Below are 26,222 nucleotides of genomic sequence, written 5' to 3'. Positions count from 1 at the left end.
CTTTTTACTTTTAACTTCACTTTGTGTTTGGATTATTTAAAAGCCGTGCTAAAAAGCCCACCATCGATTTTTCATCGCTAGGGACGGATATGCACTCTCATATTATCCCAGGAATTGACGATGGCGCCCCGAATGTGGAGGCTGCTGTTGCAATGGCAAAAAAATATGTAGAATTAGGATTTAAGAAAGTAATTGCTACGCCACATGTAATGGCTGACTTTTATAGAAACACGCCTGATAGCATCCGCGGTGGTTTGGCTGTTTTGGAAGAAGCTTTGCAACAGCATCAAATTGATTTGAAAGTTGAAGCGGCGGCTGAGTATTATTTTGACGAAACTTTTATTAACAAACTCGAAAAAAAGCAAGTATTAGGCTTTGGCGACAACTACCTTTTGTTTGAGCTCTCCTATATCAATCAGCCGCCTAACTTACTAGATGTACTTTTTAGAATTCAAGATGCTGGTTTTTATCCCGTATTGGCCCATCCTGAACGATATCCATATTATCACGGTAGTATAGAAAACTATTTGCAAATAAAGGAGTATGGCTGTTTCTTGCAGCTCAATACAATTTCTTTAACAGGTTACTATGGTAAAGGCGTTAAAAGTGCTGCGGAAAGTTTAGTGGATCATAATTGCATTTCTTTTTTAGGGAGTGATATGCATCATATGCGCCATGCAAGAGCACTCACAGACAGTTTATTGAGTGCTAGGGTAGAAAAATTGATTAAGCAAGGCCAGTTAAATAACCTGTTGCTGTAACCGAATAGCTATAACGCCGTTTAGCAATATAGGCATATAGTAAGGTTGGACGGGAAATCCTTCGGAACGTTTTACTCGTAGCGCAAAGCCTCTACTGGATCTAATTTTGATGCTTTTTGCGCAGGATAGTAACCCGCAAGGATACCTACGGTAATACATAGCGCTAAGCCCAGCATAATAAACAGCCAAGGGATAATGAACCCTCCGCCCATAAACATGGAAACAAGGTTGCCAATGGCGATGCCTAACAAAATGCCTAAGATGCCTCCCAGCAAGCAAATAACTATCGCTTCAATCAAAAATTGCTTTCTAATCACCGACGGGTTGGCCCCTATGGCTTTTCTTATGCCAATTTCTCGGGTACGTTCAGTTACTGATACCAGCATAATGTTCATTAAGGCTATAGAAGCGCCAAGAAGCGTAATAATGCCAATTGCCATACCGCCAATAGTAACTACTTTCAAATTTTCAATTAAAGTTTGGGCAACCGCATCGCTTTTGGTAATTTCAAAATTATCGCCTTGTCCAATTTTTAATTTTCGGATGGCTCTGAAAGTCGAAGTAGATTCTCCAATAACGTTATCCACTAAATCAGCACTAGGTACCATCACGGTAATGGTATAGGAAGGGTTGCTGTTAGCATTAATTACTTTAGCTTTAAACAAAGGAACATAAACCGCTCTGTCAATACTAGCGCCCATGCTTGAACCTTTGGCCGCAAGTACACCAATCACCCTTAGTCTGTTATTACCAGCGGTGATGATTTTATCTAAAGCAACATTATCTTTAAACAAGGTTTTTGCTATTTCAGAGCCAATAACACAAATGTTTGGCCCATTTAGAGATTCAGCTTCGTTAAAGCTACGGCCTTGTGCTAATTCTAAACCTTGTGCTGCTAGTCCGTTTTCATCAATACCTCTAATGTTAATGTTCGGATTAGTTTTTTCTTGCTCGTATTTTACGGTAGCGCCATTGCTTGCAAAAACACTGATGGAAACTCCGCCGGGGGTGTTGGATCTTTCTTTGAATTTCAGCGCATCTTCATACCTAATGGGTTTGTAACTTTTTGGACGCTCGCCAGAACCACCAATCCTAATGCCGGTACCTCTATTTCTAATAGTGAAGGAGTTGGCGCCCATGCTTGAGAAAGCATCGGTCATTTTCCGCTCAATAGCTTTAATGGTAGTTAATATGCCTACTAATGCAGATATACCTATAGCAATAATCAACGCAGTTAAAAAAGTACGCAAACGGTTACTTTTAATGGATTGCATTGCTAATCGTACGTTTTCCGTGTAGGTCATACTTAGATATAATAATTGCTGGCTTTGCTAATATAGTAATAAAAGCGTGGCTTGTGGTTAAATAAAAAGTCTCGCTGTTAAGACAACGAGACTTCTTTAAATGTTACAAAGTATTTTGTTTTATTGTTGTTGCAACTAAGGTTAAACTAAACGGAAAAACTAGTGCCGCAGCCACATGTGCTAGCTGCATTTGGATTGTTAAAAGTAAATCCTCTAGAATTTAGGCCATCTTGCCAGTCTATTTGCATGCCTAGCAAATACATTTGATGAGCTTTGTGCATAAACACTTTAATGCCATCAATTACAAATTCCTGATCACCTTCTTTTTTCTGGTCGAAGCCTAAAACGTAGTTCATTCCTGAACAGCCACCTCCCTCAACACCAACGCGTAAACCAAAATCATCGGCAATTTCCTGTTGGTCTTTAAGCTTTATCAGCTCTTTCACTGCGCCTTCTGTAAAGGATACTGGTGCAAAACTTGTTTCAACTGTGCTACTCATCTTATTTAAAATTATGACAAACAAATATAAATATTTATGTACATTTTTGCCTGTAGTTAGGGCTAATATTACGGTGTATAAACAAAACTAAAATGGATTTAAGTAAATATTTTCTTTACGCTTCAAGTTTAACCACGGCAGGCGTAATTGTTGCAGTTGTGGTGTATTACTTGTTCGGTAGGCAGTTGCAAACTACTAAAACAATTGATAATGCTACGCCGCCCGATGAAGATAAGACCCCTTTGTTGCAGCTTCGACTTCAGGCGCATGAGCGCATGATCATTTTCGTGGATAGGATTAACCCCGCTAACTTGTTGCTACGTTTGCACCAGCAAGGAATTGAAATTAGCGCATTGCAGTTGATGGCGGTTAACGAAATTAAAACAGAGTTTCAACATAACATTACACAGCAGTTGTATTTGGAGGCCGGTACTTGGAATGTCATCAGAAAATTAAAAGACGACACTATTGCTATGGTGAACAATGCGGTAAAAAACCTACCCGTGGACGCCTCCGGTGTTGAGCTAAGCAAAAAGGTGCTACATTACATGAGCGAAATTGATGAAAATCCATACGAGCTAACAATTGGATTGATTAAACAGGATATACACCAACTTTTTTAGGTAGTTTGATCATATCTAAATTGCATTTGAACAATTAACTGACCAAAAATAATCAAATAATGAGCGATAAAAGATATACTACTTCGGGTATAGAAATTAAGGATATTTACAGCTCTGCACCCGAAAATAATGAACAGCCGGGAAGTTTTCCTTTCACTAGAGGTATCCAAAAAGATATGTACAGGGGCCGTTTGTGGACCATGCGCCAGTACGCCGGCTTTTCTACAGCAGAAGAGTCAAATAAGCGATACCATTACCTTTTAGCGCAGGGAACAATGGGTTTATCAGTTGCTTTTGATTTGCCTACACAAATTGGGTACGATTCTGATGACGACATGGCCGAAGGTGAAGTAGGAAAGGTTGGTGTGGCAATTGATTCTTTAAAGGACATGGAAATTTTGTTCGATGGGATTGAGTTGCAAAAAATCACCACTTCAATGACCATTAACGCCACAGCATCTATTCTACTAGCCATGTACATTGCCTTGGCTAAAAAGCAGGGAGCTGATTTGACTCAAATTTCTGGAACAATACAGAACGATATTTTGAAAGAATATGCTGCAAGAGGTACTTATATTTATCCACCGAAGCCTTCGATGCGCATCATCACCGATATTTTTGAATATTGTAGCAAGGAGCTTCCTAAGTGGAATACCATTTCCATTTCAGGCTACCATATTCGCGAAGCTGGTTCAACGGCGGTTCAGGAGTTGGCATTTACTTTGGCAAATGGCAAAGCTTACCTTAATGCTGCCCTGCAAAAAGGGCTTGATATTAATGTCTTCGCAAAGCGATTATCGTTTTTCTTCAATTGCCACAACAACTTTTTCGAAGAGATAGCCAAGTTTAGAGCGGCAAGAAGAATGTGGGCCAAAATTGTGAGAGATTTGGGTGCTACTGATGAAAAGGCGATGATGTTGCGTTTCCATACGCAAACGGGCGGCTCAACGCTTACGGCGCAGCAACCGCTCAATAATGTAATCAGGGTTTCTAACCAAGCTTTGGCTGCGGTTTTAGGTGGTACACAATCGTTACATACCAACGGCTACGACGAAGCGTTATCATTACCTACTGAAGCTGCGGCAAAAATCGCTTTGCGCACACAACAGGTAATTGCATTTGAAAGTGGTGTTACCGATACGGTGGATCCCTTGGCTGGATCATACTTTGTAGAAACATTAACAGATGAGGTGGAGGCTGCCGCACATATTTATTTGGATAAGATTGATGCCATGGGGGGCTCTGTTAATGCCATAGAGAACGGTTACATTCAGCAGGAAATTGCTAATGCATCTTATCAATACCAAAAGGAAATTGAAAGTGGCGAACGCATTATTGTCGGCGTAAATAAGTTCACGCAAAAAGAAGAAGCATTTGATGATGTTTTTAGGGTTGATGAAACGATAAGAAATATACAAACAGCAAAGCTTGAGGAACTAAGAGCGCAACGTAATAATGCAGCTGTAACAAAAGCGTTAAATGATTTGAAAAATGCAGCAAAAGGAACCGAAAATTTAATGCCTTTTATATTGCTTGCTGTGGAAGAATATGCTACCTTAGGAGAAATAGCTAACTGCTTAAGAGAAGTGTTTGGAGAGTACTAAAATTGATGTGGAAAAATAGTTATTAACATTAATTATTGAGGTGGGCTTGTATATGCTATTGCAGTTTAAGCAGTTACAAAATAATTCAAAAAAATATTCTGAATGTTGATAATTTTTTGAATATTCGAAGTCTCGAAAGTGCACTATCAAATGGCACTTAATAGGACTGTAAACCAATAAATTATAGAAACGATATGGAAAAAACTTGTACCGAAGTGTGGAATAGCTGTCTCCAAATTATTAAGGATAATATTCCGAATCAAAGTTTCAAAACTTGGTTCGAGCCAATATCTGCCCTTAAGTTAGAAGGCAAGGTTTTAACCATACAGGTACCTAGTTTATTTTTCTACGAATGGCTTGAGGAACACTATGTTGGTTTACTTAGAAAAACCGTAAAAAAGCAACTCGGAGATGAGGGTAGATTGGAGTACAATATCGTAGTCGACAAATCGTCGAACACGGGTTCGCCATACACTACTAACATGCCTTCCAATGGTAATGGAGCTGAAGCCAAATCGCAGTCGATGCCTATTCCTGTTGCTATTAATAAAGACATTAAAAACCCGTTTATTATTCCGGGTTTAAAGAAACTTAATGTAGACCCTCAGTTAAACCCAAATTATACTTTTGACAATTACATTGAAGGTGATTGCAACCGTTTAGCTCGTTCGGCAGGTTATGCTGTAGCAGCAAAACCAGGTGGCACTTCATTTAATCCTTTAATGATATACGGAGGTGTTGGTTTAGGTAAAACGCACTTAGCTCAAGCTATTGGTAACGAAATTAAACGTAACCTGCCTGATAAATTGGTAATTTATGTTTCATGCGAAAAATTCTGTCAGCAATTTGTTGACTCGCTAAAAAACAATACCATTAACGACTTTGTAAACTTCTATCAAGCAATGGATGTAATCATTATGGATGATGTACACAACTTTGCTGGAAAAGAGAAAACGCAAGATATTTTCTTCCACATTTTCAACCATTTGCATCAATCAGGAAAGCAAATTATCTTAACTTCTGATAAAGCGCCTAAAGATTTGGCTGGTTTGGAAGAGAGATTGCTAAGCCGTTTCAAATGGGGATTATCTGCTGATTTGCAGGTGCCTGATTTAGAAACTCGTGTGGCTATCCTTAAAAAGAAAATGTATGCCGATGGTATTGAGTTGCCAGGCGAAGTGGTAGAGTATGTTGCGCATAACATTGACAATAACGTACGTGAGCTAGAAGGAGCAATGGTTTCTTTGTTGGCACAATCTACATTGAATAAGAAAGACATCGATTTAGCGTTAGCTAAACAGATGTTGAAGAACTTTATCAAAAATACATCGAAGGAAATTTCGATGGAGTATATACAAAAGTTAGTTTGCGAATATTTTGAGGTACCGGTTGAGATGGTAAAATCGCAAACTCGTAAACGTGAAATTGTACAGGCCCGCCAAATCTCTATGTATTTGTCCAAAAGCCATACTAAATCTTCATTGAAAACTATTGGTGCATTTTTTGGCGGAAGGGATCACTCCACGGTAATTTATGCTTGCCAAACGGTGGAAGATTTAATAGAGACAGATAAGAAGTTTAAGGCTTATGTGAATGACATTCAGAAAAAATTGAAAATGAGCTAATCTTCAATGAAATGATACGAACAAGCCCCGGTGAGATTTCATCGGGGCTTGTTTGTTTTTATAGGATATGTTATTTTGCTATCGCTTTTCGCACTTGCGGCGCAATTTTTTCTCCGTAGATTTCTATGGACTTCATCATATGTTCGTGAGAAGGTGCGCCTACATCCATATGAGCTGAGAAACGGGTTAAACCAAATAGCTCGTGCATCATAATGATTTTCTCTGCTGCTTCGTTGGCGTCGCCAATAATTAAGTGGCCATGTTTAGATCGGCCAAAGTCATATTGCCCGCGTTGGAAAGGAGGCCATCCTCTCGATTTTCCAATCCTATCCATTTGTGCCGAATAAACAGGGTAATAATAATCAGCTGTTGCTTGGCTTTCTTCCCCGAAAAAAGCATGCATGTGTACACCAACTTGAAACTTGCTCATATCGTGTCCCGCATCTTCGTAAGCTTGTTTATAATACTCAAACAATGGTTGAAACTGCGCCGGATTGCCACCGATAATTGCAAACATTACTGGTAAGCCTAATTTTCCGGCACGTACTACAGAGGCAGGTGTTCCTCCAACAGCAACCCACATTTTCAAATTGTTGTCTACCGCTCTCGGTAATATTTGTTGATCTTTCAGCTCAGGTCTAAACTTGCCTTTCCAAGAGATGGTTTCTTCCTGGTTGATCTTTACCAAAAGGTTAAGCTTTTCATCAAACAAAGCATCATAATCACCCAAATTGTAACCATACAAAGGGAATGATTCAATAAAGCTGCCTCGTCCAGCCATCAATTCAGCACGGCCATTTGAAATTAAATCAACAGTAGCAAAACTCTGGTAAAGCCTTACCGGGTCAGACGAGCTTAGCACAGAAACTGCACTGCCCAATTTGATATTTTTAGTAACTGTGGCCGCCGCAGCCAATATAATTTCGGGGGTTGATACGGCATAGTCAGGTCTATGGTGTTCGCCAATGCCGTAAAAATCCAGACCAACTTGGTCCATCAACTTAATTTCTTCTATTATTTCCTGTAAACGTTGTTGCGCCGATTGTACTTTGCCGTTAGCATCAATTTGTAAATCGCCGAACATTCCAATACCTAATTCCATGTAGTTCCTTTCTTTGTTACAAAGATAAAACATGCCAGGTTTAAAGTTTTTGATGTATGTTAAGAAATTTGTTGAGCCAAGAATTGGATGACTTCTTCGTTTTTCCCCGGTTCAAACCAAACGGTATCCAAATCTTTTTTAAACCAGGTTAATTGGCGCTTGGCAAATCTGCGGGTATTTTGTTTGATTTTATCAATGGCGGTGGTTAAATCAGTTGTGCCATCTAAGTAATCGAAAATTTCTGAATACCCAACTGTTTTTAGCGCATTAAGTTCCCTGTAAGGCAGTAGCGATTTTACTTCGTCAATCAATCCTACATCAACCATTTTGTCCACACGGTGATTGATTTGAGCATAGAGTTGAGCCCTATCCGTATTTAAGCCAACTTTTACAATGTTAAACGGACGTTGCTTTTTATTGGAAGTTAAAAAGGAACTTAACTTTTGTCCGGTAGATAGCACCACTTCCAACCCGCGAATCATCCGTTGGGGATTGCTCTGATCAACTTTCTCGAAATATGCAGGATCTAGCGCTGCAAGTTGCCTTCTAATGGCATCAATGCCTTCGGTAGTAAATTGTTGGTTAAGCTTTTCGCGAACGTTAAGGTCAATTTCCGGCATATCATCTAACCCGTTGCAAACCGCATTGATATACAACCCAGAGCCGCCAACCATGATTAAAACGTTGTGCTGCTGGAATAGCTGCTCCATTAATGCAAGCGCTTGAACTTCAAAATCGCCGGTGCTAAAAAACTGATTGACGCTATGGGAACCTATAAAATGATGAGGTGCGGCGGCAAGTTCTTCCACTGATGGCTTTGCCGTACCAATGCTCATTTCCTTAAAAAACTGTCGAGAATCCGCAGAAATAATCTCCGTTTGGTAACGTTGGGCAAGTTCAATAGCTAATGCTGTTTTGCCAATTGCTGTTGGCCCTACTACCACAATGAGAGTTTTCATGAATCGTAACTTTGAGTTTCGAAATGAATTAGGCGCAATTGATTAATCAGTTGGCTTGATACTTACGGGTTGATTAGTAATCGTCTTTATCGTTGCCGTAATCGTCGTTCCCGTAATCTTCTTCGCCGTCACCAAATTCATCTTCCTGTTCTTCCTCTTCGTCGCTTTCTTGGGTTTCTTCGGCGTTTATTCCTCTTCCGCCCATGGCTTCCAATTCATCTGTATCTTCAGGAACAAAATCCATTTCATTAAGGAAATCGAAATCATCGTTGGCAGTAGTGCTTGCCGCAAAGCTTCCAATATTGCTTTTGTCAATAATTTTTGGTGCTTCGCCAATGCTTTTTACCAAATATGGATATTCGATTTTCGGATCAGCGGCCAAAATAATTTTGATGAGCTCTACATGAAAATCATAAGGTCTATCAAAATTATAGATGTAGTAAAATTTCTGATGTGGATCATCAATAAAACTGCTCAATTTAGACTTTTCCATTAACGTTACGCCATTATCAATTTTGCGTTGGTTAGGATGGATGGCAATTTCTTCACCTTTAATCCAGTTATCTGTACTTACATAAAATGAAGAAGACTTATCCGCATCATATCCAGTGCTGCGGTGTATGGCCCTATGCAAATCTTCGAAAGTTTGATTGCTCTTAATATCTATCTCGCGGCTAATGTCGTCGTAATCTTCAAAGGAAATCCTAAATCTATAAATTGCCATTTGCTATGAACTGCTTTGTTGTGCTGTAAAAATATGAAAAAAATATAATTTTTGAACTCCGTAGCTTTGCAAAGTTGTTTATTACAAGGCTACCCACATAACTAAAAAACGCAAAAAATGTTCGAAAATTTTTCGTTTTGAGTATGTTGCAACAATTTTGTTAATCGTTTTGCTTAACTGCTTTTAGGCCTAGCTCTTCTGCTTTTTTAAGCATAAAACCGAAGGCTTCATCGTAGCTGTTTTGGATATCTCCTTCTAAAATCGCTTCTCTAATTGCGTTCTTTAGTAAGCCCACCTCCTTGCCGGCTGTTAGTCCAAAAGTTTGCATAATATCGTTGCCGCTAATTGGCGGTTGCCAGTTACGCAATTGGTCTCGCTCCTCAACATCTTTCAGTTTTTGCTTAACCAATTCGAAGTTGTTGCGGTATTTTTTGACTTTGTATTCGTTTTTGGTGGTTACATCGGCATTGCAAAGCAACATTAATGCCTCAATGTCTTCGCCGGCTTCAAATAGGAGCCTTCTTACCGCCGAGTCGGTGATTTTATCTTGTGCCAATACAATAGGCCTTAAATGCAGTAGTACCAACTTTTGCACAAACTTCATCTTCTCATTTAAGGGCAGCTTCAGTTGCGAGAAAATTTGTGGCACCATGCGTGCACCTTTATCCTCATGTCCGTGAAAAGTCCACCCGTGGCCTTCCTCAAAGCGTTTGGTTGCAGGTTTGGCAATATCATGCAAAATGGCAGCCCAGCGTAACCATAAATCATCGGTGGTTTCGCAAATATTATCCAGTACTTGTAAGGTGTGGTAAAAGTTATCTTTATGCGCCCTTCCTTTAACAATGTCTACCCCATATAATTTTGCCATTTGAGGGAAGATTAGCTCGAGTAAGCCCGTATCAAAGAGATAATTAAAGCCTATGGAAGGTTTCTTAGCTAAGATGATTTTATTGAGCTCATCGCTGATGCGCTCCTTTGAAACAATTTTAATGCGCTCCTTTTGCGATTTGATGGCCTCAATAGCTGCTTCATCGATCTTAAAATTAAGCTGTGTAGCAAACCTGATGGCACGCATCATGCGTAAGGGATCATCTGAAAAAGTGATAACTGGATCCAACGGCGTTCTGATCAGCTTGTTTTCTAAATCCTCCAAGCCGTTAAATGGATCTACCACATCACCGCAGTTATCCTTGTTTAAGGAGATGGCCAAAGCATTGATGGTAAAATCTCTCCTCAACTGATCATCTTCTAAAGTACCATTTTCCACTATGGGCTTACGGGAATCAGATCGGTAACTTTCTTTACGAGCTCCTACAAATTCAACTTCTAAATCGGCATGTTTTAACATGGCAGTGCCGAAATTTTTAAAAACCGCTACGTTAGTTTTTAACTTTTGGCCAACTTTTTCTGCAAAAGCAATTCCGTTGCCTAATACCACTACGTCAATATCTTTAGATGGTCTTTCCAAATAAATATCTCTTACAAACCCACCGATAACATAAATTTCGGTGTTAGTTTGCTGTGCGGTATGGGCTAAAATTTTAAAGATAGGCGCACTTATTTTTTGTAATAAAGATTTAGTATTGTGAGCCTGTGGATTGGTTTGCATGTGGACAAAGTTAACAAAAAACCCATAATATGCTTTTACTGCAAGGCTTAAAGTGCATTTTGGGAATAGCTAATTGCAAAGGTTTAAAGCTATTTTCTAATGAATTCGAACTGTCCGCCTGGGCCCAGTTTAACAATGGTTGATGGTTGTTTAGGCGTATGGTTTTCCTGCTCTAAATCTACGATGTAATCAACAGCAGCTTTAACTTCTTCACTAATTTCATCGAAAAATTTTGGGGTAGGCTGTCCACTAATATTGGCGGAAGTAGACACAATTGGTTTGCGAAAACGTTGAATCAGTTGCTGGCAGAAATCGTGTTTAGCAATTCTGATACCTACGCTGCCATCAGCATTAATAACATTTGAAGCTAAATTTTTAGCATTTGAGAAAACAACGGTTAAAGGCTTTTCGGCATATTCAATTAAGTCGTAGGCCACTTCGGGAATGTCATTAACATAGCTTTGCAGCTTATTGTCGGTATCAAGCAGTACAATTAGGCTTTTATCGGCAGCACGGCCCTTAATTTCATTCACTTTTGCCACAGCTTCCGCATTGGTAGCATCGCAACCTAAACCCCACACCGTATCGGTAGGATAAAGAATTACACCACCCGCTTTTAATATCTCCAAAGTTTTGTTGATTTCTTCTTTCATCGCCATAGCGCAAAATTAATCATTGATACGTTAGCTTGTAAATCTAATTTATTTTAACACTTTCTAGCGTAACAATTTGACTTTTAGATGTGTTTTGATAAGATAAGGTCGAAAATATTTATCAGTAAATTTACGTTTATAAATTAGTTAACGTACCACATAAAAATACGAACGTTATGAATATGATGAAGAGATTGGGCAGTGTGTTGGTAGTGGTTCTACTACTTGCTGCATGTACTACCACTTTACGTGTTGCTTCTGATTTTGATAAGGAAGGCAATTTTAAAAATTATAAAACCTACAATTTTTACGATAAAGGCTTAGAAAAGCTTGCTGTTAATGGGTTGGATAAGAAGCGAATGATGGCAGCCGTTGATGCTGAAATGCAAGCGAAAGGTTTTACAAAGGCCGATAAGCCAGATTTGTTTGTGAATTTGATTGTAGTTAAACGTGAAAGAACAGACGTTTATGCTAATGGTTTCGGTGGCCCGTGGGGATGGCGTGGTGGTTGGGGCTGGGGTTGGGGTCCTGGCTGGGGAGGTGGAATGTATAATGTAGACCGATATGAAGAAGGTACCTTTATCATCGATTTTTTAGATCCTAAAACGAAAATGCATGTTTGGCATGGTAGGGGCAGCGGCTTTAATCTAGATAATTTCAAAAATCGCGAAGAAAGAATTGCCGTAGGGGTGAAGGAAATTTTAACACAATATCCACCTCAGTCTAACTAATGCTTTTATAGCCACTTTACTTTTTGATTAGCAATAGCAGTGCTGATAGTTGAGATGATGTAATTCAGGTCATGTTGCCTATTTAATTGCTGTTGCAAGTTGCGCATATTTGTTCTGGATTGCTCCATTGCCTTCCGCTGCGAAATAAATTGCTGAATGCTTTTGACGATCCAAAACTCGCCTTTGAAGAGGTGGCCTAGTAGCGTTAACGTAAATAGCTGTACTAACCAAAAGCTCCTTCTGAAACCTTTAAGATGAATGCTTTGCAGGGTAAAACCGTTACGATTGTACGTAATTTTAACGGAGTTGCCTTTATTTACCTTTTTGGTGGAAGAACTCACTTGATGGTAGCAATAAGATTGGTGGTCGTAATAGCAAAGCCAGCCGGCTTCCCATGCCCGTAGCCCTAAATCGAAATCTTCAAAATAAAAGGGAGAGTAAATTTCATCAAAGCCGTTTAATAGCTGTAATTTTTGCCTATCGATTAATGCGTTAGCACCTGATAAATATGTAGTAGGCACTTTGTTATTTCCTTCGATGTAAAAAAACTTATTCGCCTTAAATTTTCCACCTTTGTAATACGGTAGTCGGGCGGTATCTTCCATTTTTTTTCCGTCGAAATTCATGATGCGTCCCATCACTCCAAAAGTTTCTACATTTTCAAAATACTGAAATTGGTTTTCAAAGTAGTTGGGTGTAAGTTGTACATCAGAATTGAGCAGGAATATCAGGTCTTTTGTGGCTTGTTGAATACCTTTGTTGCAGGTTTTGGAAAATCCGCTATTGATATCATTTTTTAATAAGATGAAGTTTGGATAGTTGTTCCTGATAAAGCTGATGGAGTCATCTTTTGAGCAATCATCTACTACTATAAACTCGTAATCAACGCCGCTAAATTCAAGGGCTTCCAAAGTTGATGGAATAAATTGCTCCATCAAATGTTTGCCGTTGTAGTTTGGTAGTATAACCGATATGCTTTTCTTGCTTCCCATGCTAGGCAATTTTATCGTAGTTTTTGTACTCAAATAACCTAGCGCCGGTTACCTTTTCTATCCAAGCTAATATTTTTCGTCGCAATGGAAGCTTATTTTTTGACAATGTTGGATCGAAATTAAACTTCCAATTGCTTCTCTCTACCCTTGATTGGAATACCCTAGGATGTGACTCATTGAAGTGGAAAAGTTCATCTGCATTTTTGTAGTCAAATGCCGACTGCTCTGGATACGTTTCTTCAATCCACTCGTCGTTAGTAGTGTAAAACTTATTGAAGTTGCGCACCTTATTGGTTAAGCCTTCAGGCGGTTTAACCCATCCGTAATGATAAATGTAGGCATCAATATGTTTCACCTTTATTTTTCTATCATTGTACCTAAAGCCTTGCGCATCTTTGTAGGATTGCATGCCGGGCAAATTACGAATTACACGAACTTCCCTTCGGTACCATCTCCGCGAATGCGCAACAAAATCATAAGAACCATAAAAATGCTTGTAATTAAACAGTAGGCCCTCTATTTTTTTATTGTGCAGGCAAAGCTCCATTTCTTTTTTGATGATTGGCAGATATTTTTCATGCACACATTCATCACCTTGGATATAAAATGCCCAGTCTACATCCTTGCTAATGGCTGCAAAGGCTTTGTCGGTTTCGAGGGCGAAAGTTCTGCCACCTTCTCTTAGGGAATCATCCCAGGTAGTTTCAATAATTCTAATTTTTTCAGAATCAATGCTTTTTAGCAGTTCCAGTGTGCTATCTTCAGAATTACCATGAGCTACCACAAATTCATCGCAAATAGGGAGAATAGAAGTGATGGCTTCTACAATGGAATAGTCGTTTTTAACTGCATTTCTGATGAAGGTGAAGCCCGCAACTTTCATTGATTTTTTAATTATTGAAGAGCGAAATTAAGCAAATGCCGGCTCAATGTGATGATGTATAGCAGATAAGTTTTTAACGGAGTGCTTTTTTGTAGCATTCCATTACTTGTTCGGCCACTAAATCGTTGTTGAATTTTTTAACATAAGCCGATGATTTGCTTACCATCATTTGGCGGAGATTCTCATCACTCAACACATTGTCTATTGCTATCGCTAATTCGTTAGGTTGAGCAGGAGAAACGTAAACAGAATCAGGACCCCCAGCTTCCTCTAAACAAGATCCGGTAGCTGCAATAACAGGTAAATTGCTATTGATGGCTTCGATAATTGGAATACCAAAACCTTCATAAAATGACGGATAAACAAATAAATTGGCCAATTGGTAAACTGCTGGCAGATCATTAAAAGTAACCTTGTGCAAAAATAGCACACGGCTTTGTAGCTGATGCTTAGCAATAGTATCTTTTACCTTTTCGAGATAAGGTGTAGGTTTGCCCACTACTACCAGCGGGACAGAAGTTTGAGCTTGGGCAAGGGCTTCAATTACTAAGTTCAGGTTTTTTCTTTCCTCAATAGTGCCAACACTTAATATAAATGTATCAGGTAATTGGTAACGATTTTTAACCTCAGCTAATTTTGTGGGGGTCGCTTTTATTTTGAAAGCCTCATCACAACCTTGATAAACAACATCTATTTTTTTTGGAGAAATTCCATATAATTCGATGATATCTAGTTTGGTTCTTTCGCTAATGGCAATAATTCGGTCAGCATTTTGGCAGGCATATCTACTTTTCCATTCGTAAATTTTTCTATCAATGAATTTGTAGTAATGAGGTTTTCTCAAAAAAATCAAGTCGTGGATAGTAACAATGGATTTGATTTTGGTTTGCTGCAAGCCAAATGGAATTTCATGACTTAAACCGTGATAAATATCAATCTGATCGGCCAATAACTGCTTCTTTACTCCTAAAGCTCTCCATAAAAACTTTGATGATTTTGGAAGTTCGAGCTTTATATTAGGCAATGATAGTAAGGAGAGGTTACGAAGTTGCTGGTTAACCTTTGGGCTGTAAATAAAGTATTGCTCTGCGGGAAATTTTTTTGCCAAGCTTTCGATAATGAACCTGCTGTAATTTCCAAGTCCGGTAAGGTTATTAACTGCCCGTTTCCCATCGAAGCCAATTTTAAGCTGAAAGTCTAAAGCCGAAAGCCTAGATCTCGATTGCTCAAGTTCAGCACTTTCGGCTTTATTAAATTGCATTTTGCTTTCTGCTTTCACTTTAAAGCTTTATACAGCTACATTATTTTCTCTCAATGCATCATTAAGAGAGGTCTTTTTATCTGTAGACTCTTTACGTTTGCCAATAATTAAAGCACAAGGCACTTGATACTCGCCCGAAGGGAATTGTTTGGTATACGAGCCAGGAATTACCACCGAACGAGCTGGAACCACACCTTTATATTCCACTGGTTTTTCGCCAGTAACGTCAATAATTTTGGTAGATGCCGTTAACACTACATTAGCGCCTAATACTGCTTCTTTTTCTACACGTACACCTTCAACAACAATAGCTCTTGAACCCAAGAAGCAATCGTCTTCAATAATTACTGGAGCTGCTTGTACAGGTTCTAAAACACCACCAATACCTACGCCGCCGCTTAAATGCACACGCTTGCCAATTTGTGCGCAAGAACCTACTGTAGCCCAGGTATCTACCATTGTACCTTCATCTACATAAGCACCAATATTTACATAAGAAGGCATCATGATTACACCAGGTGCTAAAAACGCACCGTAACGAGCGCTAGCCATTGGTACCACACGTACACCTTTTTCTTTATAATCGGTTTTTAAATCCATTTTATCGTGGAAAACAAACGGACCAGCTTTAGTTTCACCCATCTGTTTGATAGGGAAATAAAGAATTACCGCTTTTTTTACCCACTCGTTGATGCCCCATCCATTTAGTACAGGTTCGGCAACTCTCAACTCACCACAGTTTAACTGTTGGATTACAGTTTCAATGGCTTCAGAATATTCTTTGTATTGTAATAAGCTTCTGTCTTCCCAAGCTTCTTCTATTTGTTTTTTAAGTTCAGCAATCATTGTTGTTTAAAATTTATGCAAAATAAGGCTTTATAAGTTAAAAGTTAAAGGGTTAAATCGTAAAGTTGTTGCTTTTACCTTATAACCATAACTCAAATACTGCGCTTAATGATGTAAAAATGAACACTCAAGTCTTAAATTTGTTTAATTTTGTGATTATGGCAGAGGCAGAAAAATTACGTATTGATAAATATCTTTGGGCTATTCGAATGTTTAAAACCCGAAGCCTAGCTACGGATGCCTGCAAGGCTGGACGAGTGAAACTGAATGGACAAAACATTAAACCATCAGCTGTCGTAAAAATTGGCGATGTTTATCAAATTAGCAAAGGCATCGAGAAAAAAATAATTGAAGTGATTGATTTTTCTCATAACCGCACCGATGCAAAAATTGCAGTAACTAAATACAAAGATTTAACTCCCGTGGAGGAAACCCATGCCTTCAAGTCGGTATTTCATGCGCCAACATTAAAAAGAGACAGAGGTTTAGGAAGACCAACGAAGAAAGATCGCCGTGAGACTGATGATTTACTGGACAGCTTTTTTGAGGAAGATTAGTCTGTAACATCAGCAAACAATTGTTTTGCCGATTGGAATTTAACCACCTTAACTTTTCAAGCAAACTTTTGAAAACTTCACACAATAAAAAGTGTTAAAATATGTTAATTATACATAAGATGCTTGATATGAAAGTTTTTAAAATAGCTTTAATCACCAACGAACTACTTCGCAAAATAGGCTTGGCTAAATTGTACTATTGGTTCAATAAGTAACAATTTAATTATCGTAGCCTAAGCATTAAGTTTTTTGCTTAATTTTCATCTCTCTAACTTATTTTAGAAAAGAAGATGAATATCAATCAATTTAAATCGTTTTTTGCCGCACTTGGGGTGGTTACCGTGGGTGTAGCGAGCGCTCAAACGCCAATTAAAAAGTTTATTGATCCAGCAAATATGGATCTTAACGTTAAACCAGGCGATGATTTCTATACTTACGCAAGTGGTGCTTGGATTCGTAAAAATCCAGTTCCTGCAAAGGAAACTCGCTGGGGTTCTTTCAACGAACTTCGTGATTTCAATGTAAATGCTGTTAGAAGTTTAGTGGAAGGCGCTGCTGCAGATAAAAGTGCTCCTGCAGGATCGGTAACTAAACGTGTAGGCGATTTTTACGCTGCTGCAATGGACAGTTTAACCATCGAAAAACTTGGCTACACACCAATCAAAGCAGATTTGGAAAAAGTTAAGCAAATTAACAACCTACAAGGTGTGCTTGATTTTACTACGTACATGCGCACTAACGGCTTAGGCGGGGCTCTGTATGGTTTTGGCGTAGGTCAGGACAGAAAAAATGTAAACAAATACATGGTAAACATCTCTCAAGGTGGTACCTCACTTGGTGATAGAGATTATTACTTGAAAGATGATAGCCGTAGCGTAAAAATCAGAGAAGCTTACGATACCTATATGACTACTTTATTTAAGCTAATAGGTTATACTGATGCAGTAGCGCAACAAAAAGCAAAAACAGTGTTCACTATCGAAAAAGCTTTGGCAGAGGCGCAAATGAGCCGTTTGGAGATGCGTGATCCTTATAAAACTTATAACAAACTTACCGTTGCTGATTTTAACAAGCTTACCCCTGCCATCAACTGGAAAAATACCATGGCGCAGTTAAAGGTAAACGGTCAGGATACGGTTTTAATCAATTCGCCTGCTTTCTTTAAATCATTAAATACGGTATTAACCTCAACTTCGGTTGATGATTGGAAAACTTATTTGGAGTGGAACGTATTAAAAGGTTCAGCAAGTAATTTAAGTTCGCCGTTTGTAAAAGCAAACTTTGCGTTTACGCAAGCTCAAACTGGACAAAAAGTACAAACTCCACGTTGGCAACGCATGTCGTCGTTAACTGATGGCGTACTTGGTGATCTATTAGGCCAGCTTTATGTAGCTAAATATTTCAAACCAGCTGCTAAGGCACGTATGGACGAAATGATTGCTAATCTTCGTAAAGCCTTTGAAATTAGAATTAAAGGTTTAGATTGGATGAGCGATGCTACGAAAGAAAAAGCATTGGCTAAACTTCATGCTTTTAGACCAAAAGTGGGTTACACTACCAAATGGAGAAATTACGATGGTTTGGTAATCAACCGTGCAACTTACTTCCAAAATCTTCGTAACGCTGGTAAATGGGCATATAACGAAAACATTGGTCAGTTAGGTAAACCTGTTGATAGAGAGCGTTTCGGCATGACTCCTCCAACGGTGAATGCTTACTACAGCCCAACGTTGAACGAAATTGTGTTCCCTGCTGGTATTTTACAATTTCCTTTCTTCCACCCAGATGCTGATGATGCCATTAACTATGGTGGTATTGGTGCCGTAATTGGACACGAAATGAGCCATGGTTTTGATGATACTGGTAGCCAGTACGATAAAGACGGTAACTTGAAAAACTGGTGGACTGAAGAGGACAGGGCCAAATTTAACGCAAAAACCAAATTATTGGGTGAGCAGTTCGATAAGTATACTGTACTAGATACAATTCATGTAAATGGTAAATTTACCATGGGCGAAAACATTGGTGATTTAGGCGGTTTAAATGCGGCCTATACTGCTTTCAAAATGACTAAACAAGGCCAAAGCAACGAGAAAATTGATGGATTTACTCCTGATCAACGTTTCTTCCTTTCTTGGGCACAAGTATGGAGAGGCAATATATTGCCAGAAACTGCCGCTCAGTTAATTAAAACTGATACGCACTCGCCAGGTGAATTTAGAACTATTGGCGCACCAGTAAACATGGATGCTTGGTACCAAGCTTTTGATGTTAAACCGGGCGATAAGCTTTACAAAAAACCAGAAGATAGAATTAAACTTTGGTAGGTAAAAACACCTTAATAAAAAAGCTAATCTGTTAATTCAGATTAGCTTTTTTTATATCCCATCATCCCATCATCCCATCATCCCATCATCCCATCATCCCATCATCTCATTATCAAATCATCCCATCATCCATTATACTTCGCTTGCGTTTTTTTAGGGAGCTTGCTTAACACCAATTCCCTTGAGCGCTCTATAAGTTTTTTCAGCTCGGCGTTGCCAAAAACTTCTAAATTATCCACAAAAATCCATTGTTTTTTGGCAAAGTGCGGTGCTTGTTTTACACCATCTCTTGCTGCAAGTTCTTCAAACTCTTCAGCACTGCATTTTATACAAAAGCCCTGAGTATCCAAGTCAACCAAAACAAAAATTTTTTCCTCAATCATAAAACAAAGATGCTCCCACTTCATTCCTTCGGTGGTTCCCGCTAAGCTAAGGCAATAAGTCCTGAAAGTTTCAATATCCATTTGGTAAATATATCTATTTTGCTATCAACGGCGGCAATAATTAGGAGTTAGAATTGTTTTTGAAAAGCTAATTGGTGCTGCTATTAGCGGGATGTCCCGCTATCCGCTTTATCCCGAACTAGCGTCGGGATGCTCGCTTCTATCGGGTTTAGTTTACAAACAGTTGTGCAATACACAAGCTTTCACAAACCTCAGCCTATCAGGGTATGACTTTGTTGAAGCTAGCTCAGCACTGCCCAATGTAAATAAACCCGGTTGCAGCGGCATCCTTGTAGCACAGCGTAAAGATATAGCGTAAAACGGGACTGAATTAGCCAAGCGCACTATCTATACCTTTACATCGATATAAATAAAAACTGCTATAATGTAACAATTCGTTTAATTTTGCGCTATGAATATCCTTACTCCAACTGCTGATGGTTCCAACACTTTGTTTAACGAGGAAATTGGAGAGCATTACCACTCCGCCCACGGTGCCCTGCAGGAAAGCAAACACGTTTTTATTGAGGCAGGCCTTAAACATGCCTTGCAGCAATTGCAACAACCTTCAATAGCGGTGTTGGAAGTAGGTTTTGGTACTGGTTTAAACTTTTTGCTGAGCATGGCGCATTGCGAAGCGGAAAATATAAAGTTGCATTACCACGCTGTTGAAGCTTTTCCATTAGGCAAGGAAACCTTGGTTGCTACAGGTTATCATCAATATGTGCCGGCCTCGGTTTGGGATGATTTTTTGAAGGCTTATACCTCAGCAATCAATACTGAAGTGGAGGTTTCTAGCAACTGCCAATTGCAGGTTAGCCACACCACATTTCAAAATTTTGAAACAGACAAACGCTATGATTTACTGTATTACGATGCTTTTTCGGTACGCCACCAACCCGAGCTTTGGACAGACGAAGTTATTGCCCACGCCTGTAAATTTTTAAAGCCTGGCGGTATATTTGTAACCTATGCCATTACTGGAAATCTAAAAAGGGCAGTTAAAAGTTGTGGTTTTAATATCCAAAAACTACCAGGAGCTCCCGGTAAAAGAGAAATGTTGCGTGCAGCTAAAACCATTTAAAGAAATAACTGTCTAAAGTATATATTTTTTAGTAACTTTTGCAGTAATAGTGCTTATGCAAATACAATTACCTTTTATTGTTAGGCTCACGCTTACACTTTTGGCTATATTAATGTTAGGTTACTTTGCTATTCTTGGCAAAAGCCTACTGTCGCCACTTTTATTCTCACTGCTTTTGGCATTTTTAATGCTGCCTTTAGCTAATTTTCTAGAAATTAAATTTCGGCTCAACAGAAGTATTGCCACAGTACTCACTGTATTGATTATGTTGGGCGCCTTGTACGGCATAGGCCATTTTTTTGCCATCCAACTTTCTGATTTATGGAGAGATTGGCCGTTGCTTGAAAAACAGGTCAGCAACTCTTTCCACGAATTGCAATATTGGGTTTCTAAAACTTTTCACGTTAACATCAGTAAGCAAAAAACCTATTTGGCGGATAGCGCTGAGAAAGCCTTGGCTACAAGTGCAACAGTAATTGGAACAACGTTAATTACATTGTCGTCCAGCCTATTATTTATTGCTTTCACCTTGTTGTTCACTTTCTTTATTTTAAACTATAGGCGTTTATTGTACGGTTTTCTTACCGCCGTTTTCATTGAGGAGCATCGCATTAAAGTAAGCGAAACGGTAATGGAAATTCAGTACATGACAAAAAAATACATTACTGGTTTATTTATACAGATGTTAATTGTAAGTACGTTAATGGTGCTTACGCTATCTTTGCTAGGCGTTAAATATGCTATTTTGCTCGGTTTAGTGGCCGGGATTTTTAACATTATCCCATACTTGGGCATTTCATTAGCCTTAATTATAAGTGTACTCATTACGTTTGCTACTGCAGGTGCCACAAAAGCTTTTTTTGTGTTGCTAACCTACATCGGTGTACATACCATTGATGGAAATATCCTCATGCCTTTAATTGTTGGTTCAAAGGTTAAAATCAATGCCTTAATTGCTTTTATTGGAATTGTAATTGGAGAAATGTTGTGGGGAATATCAGGTATGTTTTTGTGCATGCCTTATCTAGCTATTATGAAAATTGTTTTCCAAAAAGTTGATGGATTACACGCTTGGGCCATACTGCTTGGCGAAGAGCAAAAAGCGCCAATCGAGAGAAGGCGAAGGACATTTTTTAAAAAACGTCGCCAACTTGTAGAAAAGAAACTACCTGATGAATCACAATAAGTCCACCCATATTCTTGGAACCTCGGCTAATTTGCTTGGATTTTGCTTTGTAGTACTCACTTCAAGTAAAATTACCAAAATGAATGAGGCTTCTTACATTGATGAAGGAGCAACCTTAGCCGTTGTGTGTTTCATGAGCAGCTGCCTGTTTTCGTTTCTGGCTATCAGAAGCCAAGTGGAACAAAGGGGGCAAAGATTGGAAAAATTAGCAGATGTTTTATTTCTTTGTGGACTAATTATACTGTTTTTAACCACCATTTTAATTGCCTTTAATATCATTTAATATGCCTGCTCATATTCCTCCTGTAAGTAATCCTACGCCTGATGGTGCTTTTTTGAGACTGTTGAACGTACTGGATACGTTGCGTACACAATGCCCTTGGGACAAAAAGCAAACTATGGAAACGCTAAGGCATTTAACGATTGAAGAAACATACGAACTTTCTGATGCGATTTTAGAGGGCGATATGCAGGAAATCAAAAAGGAACTTGGCGATGTAATGATGCACCTGGTTTTCTATGCCCGCATTGCTAAAGAACAGCAACAATTTGATATTACTGATGTACTTAATGGAGTTTGTGATAAGCTCATTAGCAGGCATCCGCATATTTATGGCGATGTAGAAGCCGATACAGAAGAGCAAGTAAAGCAGAATTGGGAAAAGCTCAAGCTGAAAGAGGGAAATAAATCTGTTTTGGCGGGAGTGCCAACGTCGTTACCAGCCTTGGTTAAAGCCAGTAGGATACAAGAAAAAGCAAGAGGAGTAGGATTTGACTGGGAAGAGAAACAGCAGGTTTGGGAAAAAGTGGAGGAAGAACTTCAAGAGTTTAAGGCTGAATTTAACATCGATTCGAATCAGCAAATTGATGCCGAAAAAGCAGAAGCTGAATTTGGAGATTTGCTTTTCTCACTGGTTAACTATGCCCGTTTCGTGGATATTAATCCAGAAAATGCCTTGGAAAAAACCAACAAAAAATTCATTAAACGTTTTCAATACCTCGAAATAAAAGCCAAGGAAAGCGGTAAGGCACTACAAGATATGACCCTTGCCGAAATGGATGTATATTGGAATGAGGCGAAGAAATTGTAAATTAGCATAAGCTCAACAAAGCGTATTCTTTTTCTTACATTAATTAGCTTGGTATCAACATGGAAAAGGTTCAAAACATAGATGAATACCTTTCAGCGTTTCCGGCAGAGGTGCAAAACGTTATGCAGCAATTGCGCTCACACTTATTAAAGCTGGTGCCCCAAGCTAAGGAGAAAATTGGCTACGGTATTCCAACACTTACGCTAAATGGCAATTTAATCCATTTTGCTGCTTATAAAAACCACATTGGCCTGTACCCAGGCAGCAAAGCAATTGTGTTTTTTGAAAACGAACTGCAAGCTTATCAAACATCTAAGGGTACTGTTCAGTTTCCACTAAACGAACCGCTGCCCATGCCGCTCATAGAAAAGATTGTTGCATTTTGTGTGGAGCAGAACTTAACAAAAAAGAAACGATAGGCTTTTACTTTGAGTAGTAAATGCTTGGTAAAAACTAAAGAGTGCTGTTGGTTGTTGTAGTCAAAATTGCATAGCCACAAATACTGTCAAAACTTCTACTTTAACAGTAGATTTTGTATCTTTTGTCAGTTAAACCGGTAGTAATAAAGCTTACAAAAAACCGACAATTAGTGCGTTGCCGTATATATTAATGTAAAAATCTTATTTAAATAGGGTAACAAAAGCCTTAACTACAACATATTTATTGTGTTTCGGTGTTTATAGAATAATACAAGAGTGCTTTATTCCACCAATATGGCGTAATTGTTGATAAAAATATAAAAATCGAGGCGCCGTATTTATAAAACAAATTTATAGTTTAGTGTCGTCCCGATAACATACATATTATGGAAGCTAAATTTTCACCACAAGTAAAAGATGTGATTTCTTTCAGTAGGGAGGAAGCCCTAAGGTTAGGTCACGATTATATAGGAGCTGAGCACTTGTTGTTGGGCCTTATACGCGAAGGGGATGGTATGGCCATCAAGATTTTAAAATCTTTGGGGGTTGATACGTTGAAGCTCCGCCGTTCAATTGAGGAAGCCGTTAGGGGAACCTCAAGCGTTACGGTTAATTTGGGTAACATCCCATTAACCAAGCAAGCAGAAAAAGTTTTGAAGATTACCTACTTGGAAGCTAAGATATTTAAAAGTGATTTAATAGGTACTGAGCATTTGTTATTGTCTATTTTAAGAGACGATGACAACATTGCTTCACAAATTTTGTTACAGTATGGTATTAATTACGAAATTTTTAAGCAAGAAGTTGAAGTGAACAAAAACGGATTCAAAGATGAAGCTCAAGGTGGTGGTACTGCCGGAGGCGATGATGATTATCAAGAAGAGGAAAGCTTTACCGCACCTAAGAAAGTTTCGGATATCAAATCCAAAACACCAGTTTTAGATAATTTTGGTAGAGACCTTACACGTGCTGCGGAAGAAGGTAGACTTGATCCCATTGTAGGTCGTGAAAAAGAAATCGAACGTGTTTCTCAAATTTTATCACGTAGGAAAAAAAATAATCCAATTTTAATTGGCGAGCCGGGTGTTGGTAAAAGTGCGGTAGCAGAGGGCTTAGCATTACGTATTGTACAGCGTAAGGTTTCGAGAGTGCTTTTCGGAAAACGCGTAGTTACTTTAGATTTGGCATCGTTAGTTGCTGGAACCAAGTACCGCGGTCAGTTTGAAGAGCGTATGAAAGCGGTGATGAACGAGTTGGAGAAATCAACCGATGTGATTTTATTCATCGATGAAATTCATACCATTGTTGGTGCAGGTGGCGCTTCAGGCTCTTTAGATGCCTCAAACATGTTTAAACCTGCTTTAGCCAGGGGCGAAATTCAATGCATTGGTGCCACTACTTTAGATGAATATCGCCAGTATATTGAGAAAGATGGTGCACTTGATCGTCGTTTCCAAAAGGTAATGATTGAGCCAGCTACACCTGATGAAACTGTCGAAATTTTAAATCGTATCAAAGAGAAATATGAGGAGCATCACGGTGTAACTTATACTGAGGAGGCCATTAATGCTTGCGTTAATCTTACTTCTAGGTATATTACTGATAGATTTTTACCAGATAAAGCAATTGATGCATTGGACGAAGCTGGATCGAGGGTACATTTAACCAATATCCACGTTCCTGATAACATCATCGCTATCGAAAGCAAAATCGAAGATATCAAGTTAGAGAAAAACCGTGTAGTAAAAAGCCAGAAATACGAAGAGGCTGCCAAATTACGCGATACAGAAAAAAATCTGCTTGAAGAATTAGATAAGGCTAAAGCAGAGTGGGAAGCAGAAACTAAAACCAAGCGTTACGAAGTAACTGAAGATAACGTAGCGGAAGTGGTTTCGATGATGACCGGTATTCCATTGCAACGTGTTGGACAAACCGATAGCAATAAGCTATTGAATATGTATGACACCATTGCAGATAAAATCATTGGTCAGGATGAAGCAATTAAGAAATTAACCAAAGCAATTCAACGTACCAGGGCAGGGTTAAAAGATCCAAAAAAACCAATCGGTTCTTTCATCTTTTTAGGTCCTACAGGTGTTGGTAAAACTGAATTAGCTAAGGAGTTGGCTCGTTTCATGTTTGATGCGGAAGATTCGCTGATTCAAATTGACATGAGCGAATACATGGAGAAATTTGCCGTATCTCGTTTAGTGGGAGCGCCTCCAGGATATGTTGGTTACGAAGAAGGTGGACAACTGACCGAAAAAGTTCGTCGTAAACCATATTCAGTAGTGTTATTGGATGAGATTGAAAAAGCCCATCCGGATGTATTCAACATTTTATTGCAAGTGCTTGATGAAGGTCAATTAACCGATAGTTTGGGTAGGAAAGTTGATTTTAGAAATACGATCATCATCATGACTTCTAATATCGGCGCCCGCCAGTTGAAAGATTTCGGTGCTGGTGTTGGTTTCTCAACCACCGCTAAAACTAGCCAAACAGAAGCGCACAGCAGAGGGGTAATTGAAAATGCACTTAAACGTGCCTTTGCTCCAGAGTTTTTGAATAGGATTGATGACGTAGTGGTATTCAACTCGTTAGGGAAAGAGGAAATCTTCAAAATTATCGATATTGAATTAAGAGGATTATTTGGAAGAGTACTCTCTTTAGGATACGAAATCAAGTTAACTGACGAAGCTAAAGATTTCATTGCAGACAAAGGTTTTGATAGTGCATTTGGTGCTCGTCCTTTAAAACGTGCCATCCAAAAATACTTGGAAGATCCAATTGCTGAAGAAATTTTGAAAGGCGAGGTTAACGAAGGCGATACGTTAGAAGTAAACTACGACACAACAAAAGAAGAAATCGTAATTTCTTCATCGAAAGCAAGTAAAAAGAAAAAGAAAGAAGAAGGAGCTTAAATCCTTTAACTTCATAA

Annotated in this window: 25 protein-coding genes; 13 read left to right on the top strand and 12 right to left on the bottom strand. The window is 38.8% G+C overall.

The features are described from left to right. Positions 1-23: 23 nt before the first annotated feature. Complete coding sequence (locus DUT68_RS05095) at positions 24-761, top strand: tyrosine-protein phosphatase (RefSeq protein WP_113636404.1); 738 nt, start codon at positions 24-26, stop codon at positions 759-761. Between the two features lie 71 nt (positions 762-832). Here the strand turns inward: DUT68_RS05095 and DUT68_RS05090 are convergent, their stop codons facing one another. Both DUT68_RS05090 and DUT68_RS05085 read right to left on the bottom strand, forming a co-directional pair. After that, positions 833-2,065, bottom strand: coding sequence for an ABC transporter permease (locus tag DUT68_RS05090; protein ID WP_113636402.1), 1,233 nt, complete (start codon positions 2,063-2,065; stop codon positions 833-835). Between the two features lie 146 nt (positions 2,066-2,211). Continuing rightward, complete coding sequence (locus DUT68_RS05085) at positions 2,212-2,565, bottom strand: HesB/IscA family protein (RefSeq protein ID WP_113636400.1); 354 nt, start codon at positions 2,563-2,565, stop codon at positions 2,212-2,214. Between the two features lie 92 nt (positions 2,566-2,657). Between DUT68_RS05085 and DUT68_RS05080 the strand changes: the two genes are divergently transcribed. The 3 genes from DUT68_RS05080 (at position 2,658) to dnaA (ending at position 6,417) form a co-directional block, all read left to right on the top strand. Further along, positions 2,658-3,188 carry a DUF7935 family protein gene (locus tag DUT68_RS05080; RefSeq protein ID WP_113636398.1) on the top strand — a complete coding sequence of 177 codons (531 nt, stop codon included), beginning with the start codon at positions 2,658-2,660 and terminating at the stop codon, positions 3,186-3,188. A 59-nt stretch (positions 3,189-3,247) separates the two neighbouring features. Next, positions 3,248-4,792: an acyl-CoA mutase large subunit family protein gene (locus tag DUT68_RS05075; protein WP_113636396.1), complete on the top strand. Its 1,545-nt coding sequence runs from the start codon at positions 3,248-3,250 to the stop codon at positions 4,790-4,792. A 194-nt stretch (positions 4,793-4,986) separates the two neighbouring features. Continuing rightward, complete coding sequence (gene dnaA, locus DUT68_RS05070) at positions 4,987-6,417, top strand: chromosomal replication initiator protein DnaA (protein ID WP_113636394.1); 1,431 nt, start codon at positions 4,987-4,989, stop codon at positions 6,415-6,417. 70 nt (positions 6,418-6,487) lie between these two features. Here dnaA and DUT68_RS05065 read toward each other — a convergent pair whose 3' ends face one another. From DUT68_RS05065 to DUT68_RS05045, 5 genes are all read right to left on the bottom strand, one after another. Continuing rightward, positions 6,488-7,552, bottom strand: coding sequence for an LLM class flavin-dependent oxidoreductase (locus DUT68_RS05065; protein ID WP_306419601.1), 1,065 nt, complete (start codon positions 7,550-7,552; stop codon positions 6,488-6,490). Positions 7,553-7,578: 26 nt separating this feature from the next. Further along, positions 7,579-8,478 carry a tRNA (adenosine(37)-N6)-dimethylallyltransferase MiaA gene (gene miaA, locus DUT68_RS05060; RefSeq protein ID WP_113636390.1) on the bottom strand — a complete coding sequence of 300 codons (900 nt, stop codon included), beginning with the start codon at positions 8,476-8,478 and terminating at the stop codon, positions 7,579-7,581. Between the two features lie 73 nt (positions 8,479-8,551). Continuing rightward, the gene (locus DUT68_RS05055; RefSeq protein WP_113636388.1) at positions 8,552-9,202 is read right to left on the bottom strand and encodes an IS1096 element passenger TnpR family protein; all 651 of its coding nucleotides are present in this window, start codon (positions 9,200-9,202) and stop codon (positions 8,552-8,554) included. A gap of 160 nt (positions 9,203-9,362) precedes the next feature. Continuing rightward, complete coding sequence (locus DUT68_RS05050; protein WP_113636386.1) at positions 9,363-10,811, bottom strand: CCA tRNA nucleotidyltransferase; 1,449 nt, start codon at positions 10,809-10,811, stop codon at positions 9,363-9,365. Between the two features lie 89 nt (positions 10,812-10,900). Further along, complete coding sequence (locus DUT68_RS05045; RefSeq protein ID WP_113637021.1) at positions 10,901-11,464, bottom strand: L-threonylcarbamoyladenylate synthase; 564 nt, start codon at positions 11,462-11,464, stop codon at positions 10,901-10,903. 182 nt (positions 11,465-11,646) lie between these two features. Between DUT68_RS05045 and DUT68_RS05040 the strand changes: the two genes are divergently transcribed. Further along, on the top strand, positions 11,647-12,195 hold the full coding sequence (locus DUT68_RS05040; protein ID WP_157960779.1) for a DUF4136 domain-containing protein: 549 nt from the start codon (positions 11,647-11,649) through the stop codon (positions 12,193-12,195). A 5-nt stretch (positions 12,196-12,200) separates the two neighbouring features. Here DUT68_RS05040 and DUT68_RS05035 read toward each other — a convergent pair whose 3' ends face one another. The 4 genes from DUT68_RS05035 to DUT68_RS05020 all read right to left on the bottom strand — a co-directional run bounded on the left by DUT68_RS05035 (position 12,201) and on the right by DUT68_RS05020 (position 16,177). Continuing rightward, complete coding sequence (locus tag DUT68_RS05035) at positions 12,201-13,187, bottom strand: glycosyltransferase family 2 protein (RefSeq protein ID WP_113636382.1); 987 nt, start codon at positions 13,185-13,187, stop codon at positions 12,201-12,203. Position 13,188: 1 nt separating this feature from the next. Continuing rightward, the gene (locus DUT68_RS05030; RefSeq protein ID WP_113636380.1) at positions 13,189-14,070 is read right to left on the bottom strand and encodes a glycosyltransferase family 2 protein; all 882 of its coding nucleotides are present in this window, start codon (positions 14,068-14,070) and stop codon (positions 13,189-13,191) included. A gap of 73 nt (positions 14,071-14,143) precedes the next feature. After that, positions 14,144-15,331, bottom strand: a complete 1,188-nt coding sequence (locus DUT68_RS05025) for a glycosyltransferase family 4 protein (RefSeq protein WP_113637019.1) — start codon at positions 15,329-15,331, stop codon at positions 14,144-14,146. 27 nt (positions 15,332-15,358) lie between these two features. Then, on the bottom strand, positions 15,359-16,177 hold the full coding sequence (locus DUT68_RS05020; RefSeq protein ID WP_113636379.1) for a 2,3,4,5-tetrahydropyridine-2,6-dicarboxylate N-succinyltransferase: 819 nt from the start codon (positions 16,175-16,177) through the stop codon (positions 15,359-15,361). Between the two features lie 158 nt (positions 16,178-16,335). On the opposite strand from DUT68_RS05020, the gene DUT68_RS05015 reads away from it, so the two are divergent. Together DUT68_RS05015 and DUT68_RS05010 are read left to right on the top strand one after the other, a co-directional pair. Continuing rightward, positions 16,336-16,734: an RNA-binding S4 domain-containing protein gene (locus DUT68_RS05015; protein ID WP_113637017.1), complete on the top strand. Its 399-nt coding sequence runs from the start codon at positions 16,336-16,338 to the stop codon at positions 16,732-16,734. 290 nt (positions 16,735-17,024) lie between these two features. Then, the gene (locus DUT68_RS05010) at positions 17,025-19,061 is read left to right on the top strand and encodes a M13 family metallopeptidase (RefSeq protein WP_113636378.1); all 2,037 of its coding nucleotides are present in this window, start codon (positions 17,025-17,027) and stop codon (positions 19,059-19,061) included. Between the two features lie 125 nt (positions 19,062-19,186). On the opposite strand, the gene DUT68_RS05005 is transcribed toward DUT68_RS05010, so the two are convergent. Then, positions 19,187-19,525 (bottom strand): MmcQ/YjbR family DNA-binding protein, encoded by a 339-nt coding sequence (locus tag DUT68_RS05005; protein ID WP_113636376.1) that lies wholly within the window; start codon positions 19,523-19,525, stop codon positions 19,187-19,189. Positions 19,526-19,916: 391 nt separating this feature from the next. Here DUT68_RS05005 and mnmC2 point away from each other — a divergent pair, with 391 nt between their 5' ends. The 6 genes from mnmC2 (at position 19,917) to DUT68_RS04975 (ending at position 26,205) form a co-directional block, all read left to right on the top strand. Next, positions 19,917-20,588: a tRNA (5-methylaminomethyl-2-thiouridine)(34)-methyltransferase MnmC2 gene (gene mnmC2, locus DUT68_RS05000; protein WP_113636375.1), complete on the top strand. Its 672-nt coding sequence runs from the start codon at positions 19,917-19,919 to the stop codon at positions 20,586-20,588. A 55-nt stretch (positions 20,589-20,643) separates the two neighbouring features. Beyond that, positions 20,644-21,774 (top strand): AI-2E family transporter, encoded by a 1,131-nt coding sequence (locus tag DUT68_RS04995; RefSeq protein ID WP_113636373.1) that lies wholly within the window; start codon positions 20,644-20,646, stop codon positions 21,772-21,774. Then, complete coding sequence (locus DUT68_RS04990) at positions 21,761-22,057, top strand: hypothetical protein (RefSeq protein ID WP_113636371.1); 297 nt, start codon at positions 21,761-21,763, stop codon at positions 22,055-22,057. Before DUT68_RS04995 ends, DUT68_RS04990 begins: the two co-directional genes overlap by 14 nt. 1 nt (position 22,058) lies before the next feature. Continuing rightward, a complete protein-coding gene (mazG, locus tag DUT68_RS04985; protein WP_113636369.1) occupies positions 22,059-22,865 on the top strand; it encodes a nucleoside triphosphate pyrophosphohydrolase in 807 nt (268 codons plus the stop codon). A 59-nt stretch (positions 22,866-22,924) separates the two neighbouring features. Continuing rightward, positions 22,925-23,284, top strand: a complete 360-nt coding sequence (locus DUT68_RS04980) for an iron chaperone (RefSeq protein ID WP_113636367.1) — start codon at positions 22,925-22,927, stop codon at positions 23,282-23,284. A 386-nt stretch (positions 23,285-23,670) separates the two neighbouring features. Beyond that, positions 23,671-26,205: an ATP-dependent Clp protease ATP-binding subunit gene (locus tag DUT68_RS04975; RefSeq protein ID WP_113636365.1), complete on the top strand. Its 2,535-nt coding sequence runs from the start codon at positions 23,671-23,673 to the stop codon at positions 26,203-26,205. Positions 26,206-26,222: the final 17 nt, after the last annotated feature.

The sequence above is a fragment of the Pedobacter zeaxanthinifaciens genome, assembly GCF_003313335.1.
Classification (GTDB): Bacteria; Bacteroidota; Bacteroidia; order Sphingobacteriales; family Sphingobacteriaceae; genus Pedobacter; species Pedobacter zeaxanthinifaciens.
This window is presented reverse-complemented; position numbering and strand designations above follow the sequence as displayed.

Coding starts and splice junctions, on each gene's coding strand:
- DUT68_RS05090 (WP_113636402.1), bottom strand. CDS start 2,065: ATGACCTACACGGAAAACGTACGATTAGCAATGCAATCCATTAAAAGT.
- DUT68_RS05085 (WP_113636400.1), bottom strand. CDS start 2,565: ATGAGTAGCACAGTTGAAACAAGTTTTGCACCAGTATCCTTTACAGAA.
- DUT68_RS05080 (WP_113636398.1), top strand. CDS start 2,658: ATGGATTTAAGTAAATATTTTCTTTACGCTTCAAGTTTAACCACGGCA.
- DUT68_RS05075 (WP_113636396.1), top strand. CDS start 3,248: ATGAGCGATAAAAGATATACTACTTCGGGTATAGAAATTAAGGATATT.
- dnaA (WP_113636394.1), top strand. CDS start 4,987: ATGGAAAAAACTTGTACCGAAGTGTGGAATAGCTGTCTCCAAATTATT.
- DUT68_RS05065 (WP_306419601.1), bottom strand. CDS start 7,552: ATGTTTTATCTTTGTAACAAAGAAAGGAACTACATGGAATTAGGTATT.
- miaA (WP_113636390.1), bottom strand. CDS start 8,478: ATGAAAACTCTCATTGTGGTAGTAGGGCCAACAGCAATTGGCAAAACA.
- DUT68_RS05055 (WP_113636388.1), bottom strand. CDS start 9,202: ATGGCAATTTATAGATTTAGGATTTCCTTTGAAGATTACGACGACATT.
- DUT68_RS05050 (WP_113636386.1), bottom strand. CDS start 10,811: ATGCAAACCAATCCACAGGCTCACAATACTAAATCTTTATTACAAAAA.
- DUT68_RS05045 (WP_113637021.1), bottom strand. CDS start 11,464: ATGAAAGAAGAAATCAACAAAACTTTGGAGATATTAAAAGCGGGTGGT.
- DUT68_RS05040 (WP_157960779.1), top strand. CDS start 11,647: ATGATGAAGAGATTGGGCAGTGTGTTGGTAGTGGTTCTACTACTTGCT.
- DUT68_RS05035 (WP_113636382.1), bottom strand. CDS start 13,187: ATGGGAAGCAAGAAAAGCATATCGGTTATACTACCAAACTACAACGGC.
- DUT68_RS05030 (WP_113636380.1), bottom strand. CDS start 14,070: ATGAAAGTTGCGGGCTTCACCTTCATCAGAAATGCAGTTAAAAACGAC.
- DUT68_RS05025 (WP_113637019.1), bottom strand. CDS start 15,331: ATGCAATTTAATAAAGCCGAAAGTGCTGAACTTGAGCAATCGAGATCT.
- DUT68_RS05020 (WP_113636379.1), bottom strand. CDS start 16,177: ATGATTGCTGAACTTAAAAAACAAATAGAAGAAGCTTGGGAAGACAGA.
- DUT68_RS05015 (WP_113637017.1), top strand. CDS start 16,336: ATGGCAGAGGCAGAAAAATTACGTATTGATAAATATCTTTGGGCTATT.
- DUT68_RS05010 (WP_113636378.1), top strand. CDS start 17,025: ATGAATATCAATCAATTTAAATCGTTTTTTGCCGCACTTGGGGTGGTT.
- DUT68_RS05005 (WP_113636376.1), bottom strand. CDS start 19,525: ATGGATATTGAAACTTTCAGGACTTATTGCCTTAGCTTAGCGGGAACC.
- mnmC2 (WP_113636375.1), top strand. CDS start 19,917: ATGAATATCCTTACTCCAACTGCTGATGGTTCCAACACTTTGTTTAAC.
- DUT68_RS04995 (WP_113636373.1), top strand. CDS start 20,644: ATGCAAATACAATTACCTTTTATTGTTAGGCTCACGCTTACACTTTTG.
- DUT68_RS04990 (WP_113636371.1), top strand. CDS start 21,761: ATGAATCACAATAAGTCCACCCATATTCTTGGAACCTCGGCTAATTTG.
- mazG (WP_113636369.1), top strand. CDS start 22,059: ATGCCTGCTCATATTCCTCCTGTAAGTAATCCTACGCCTGATGGTGCT.
- DUT68_RS04980 (WP_113636367.1), top strand. CDS start 22,925: ATGGAAAAGGTTCAAAACATAGATGAATACCTTTCAGCGTTTCCGGCA.
- DUT68_RS04975 (WP_113636365.1), top strand. CDS start 23,671: ATGGAAGCTAAATTTTCACCACAAGTAAAAGATGTGATTTCTTTCAGT.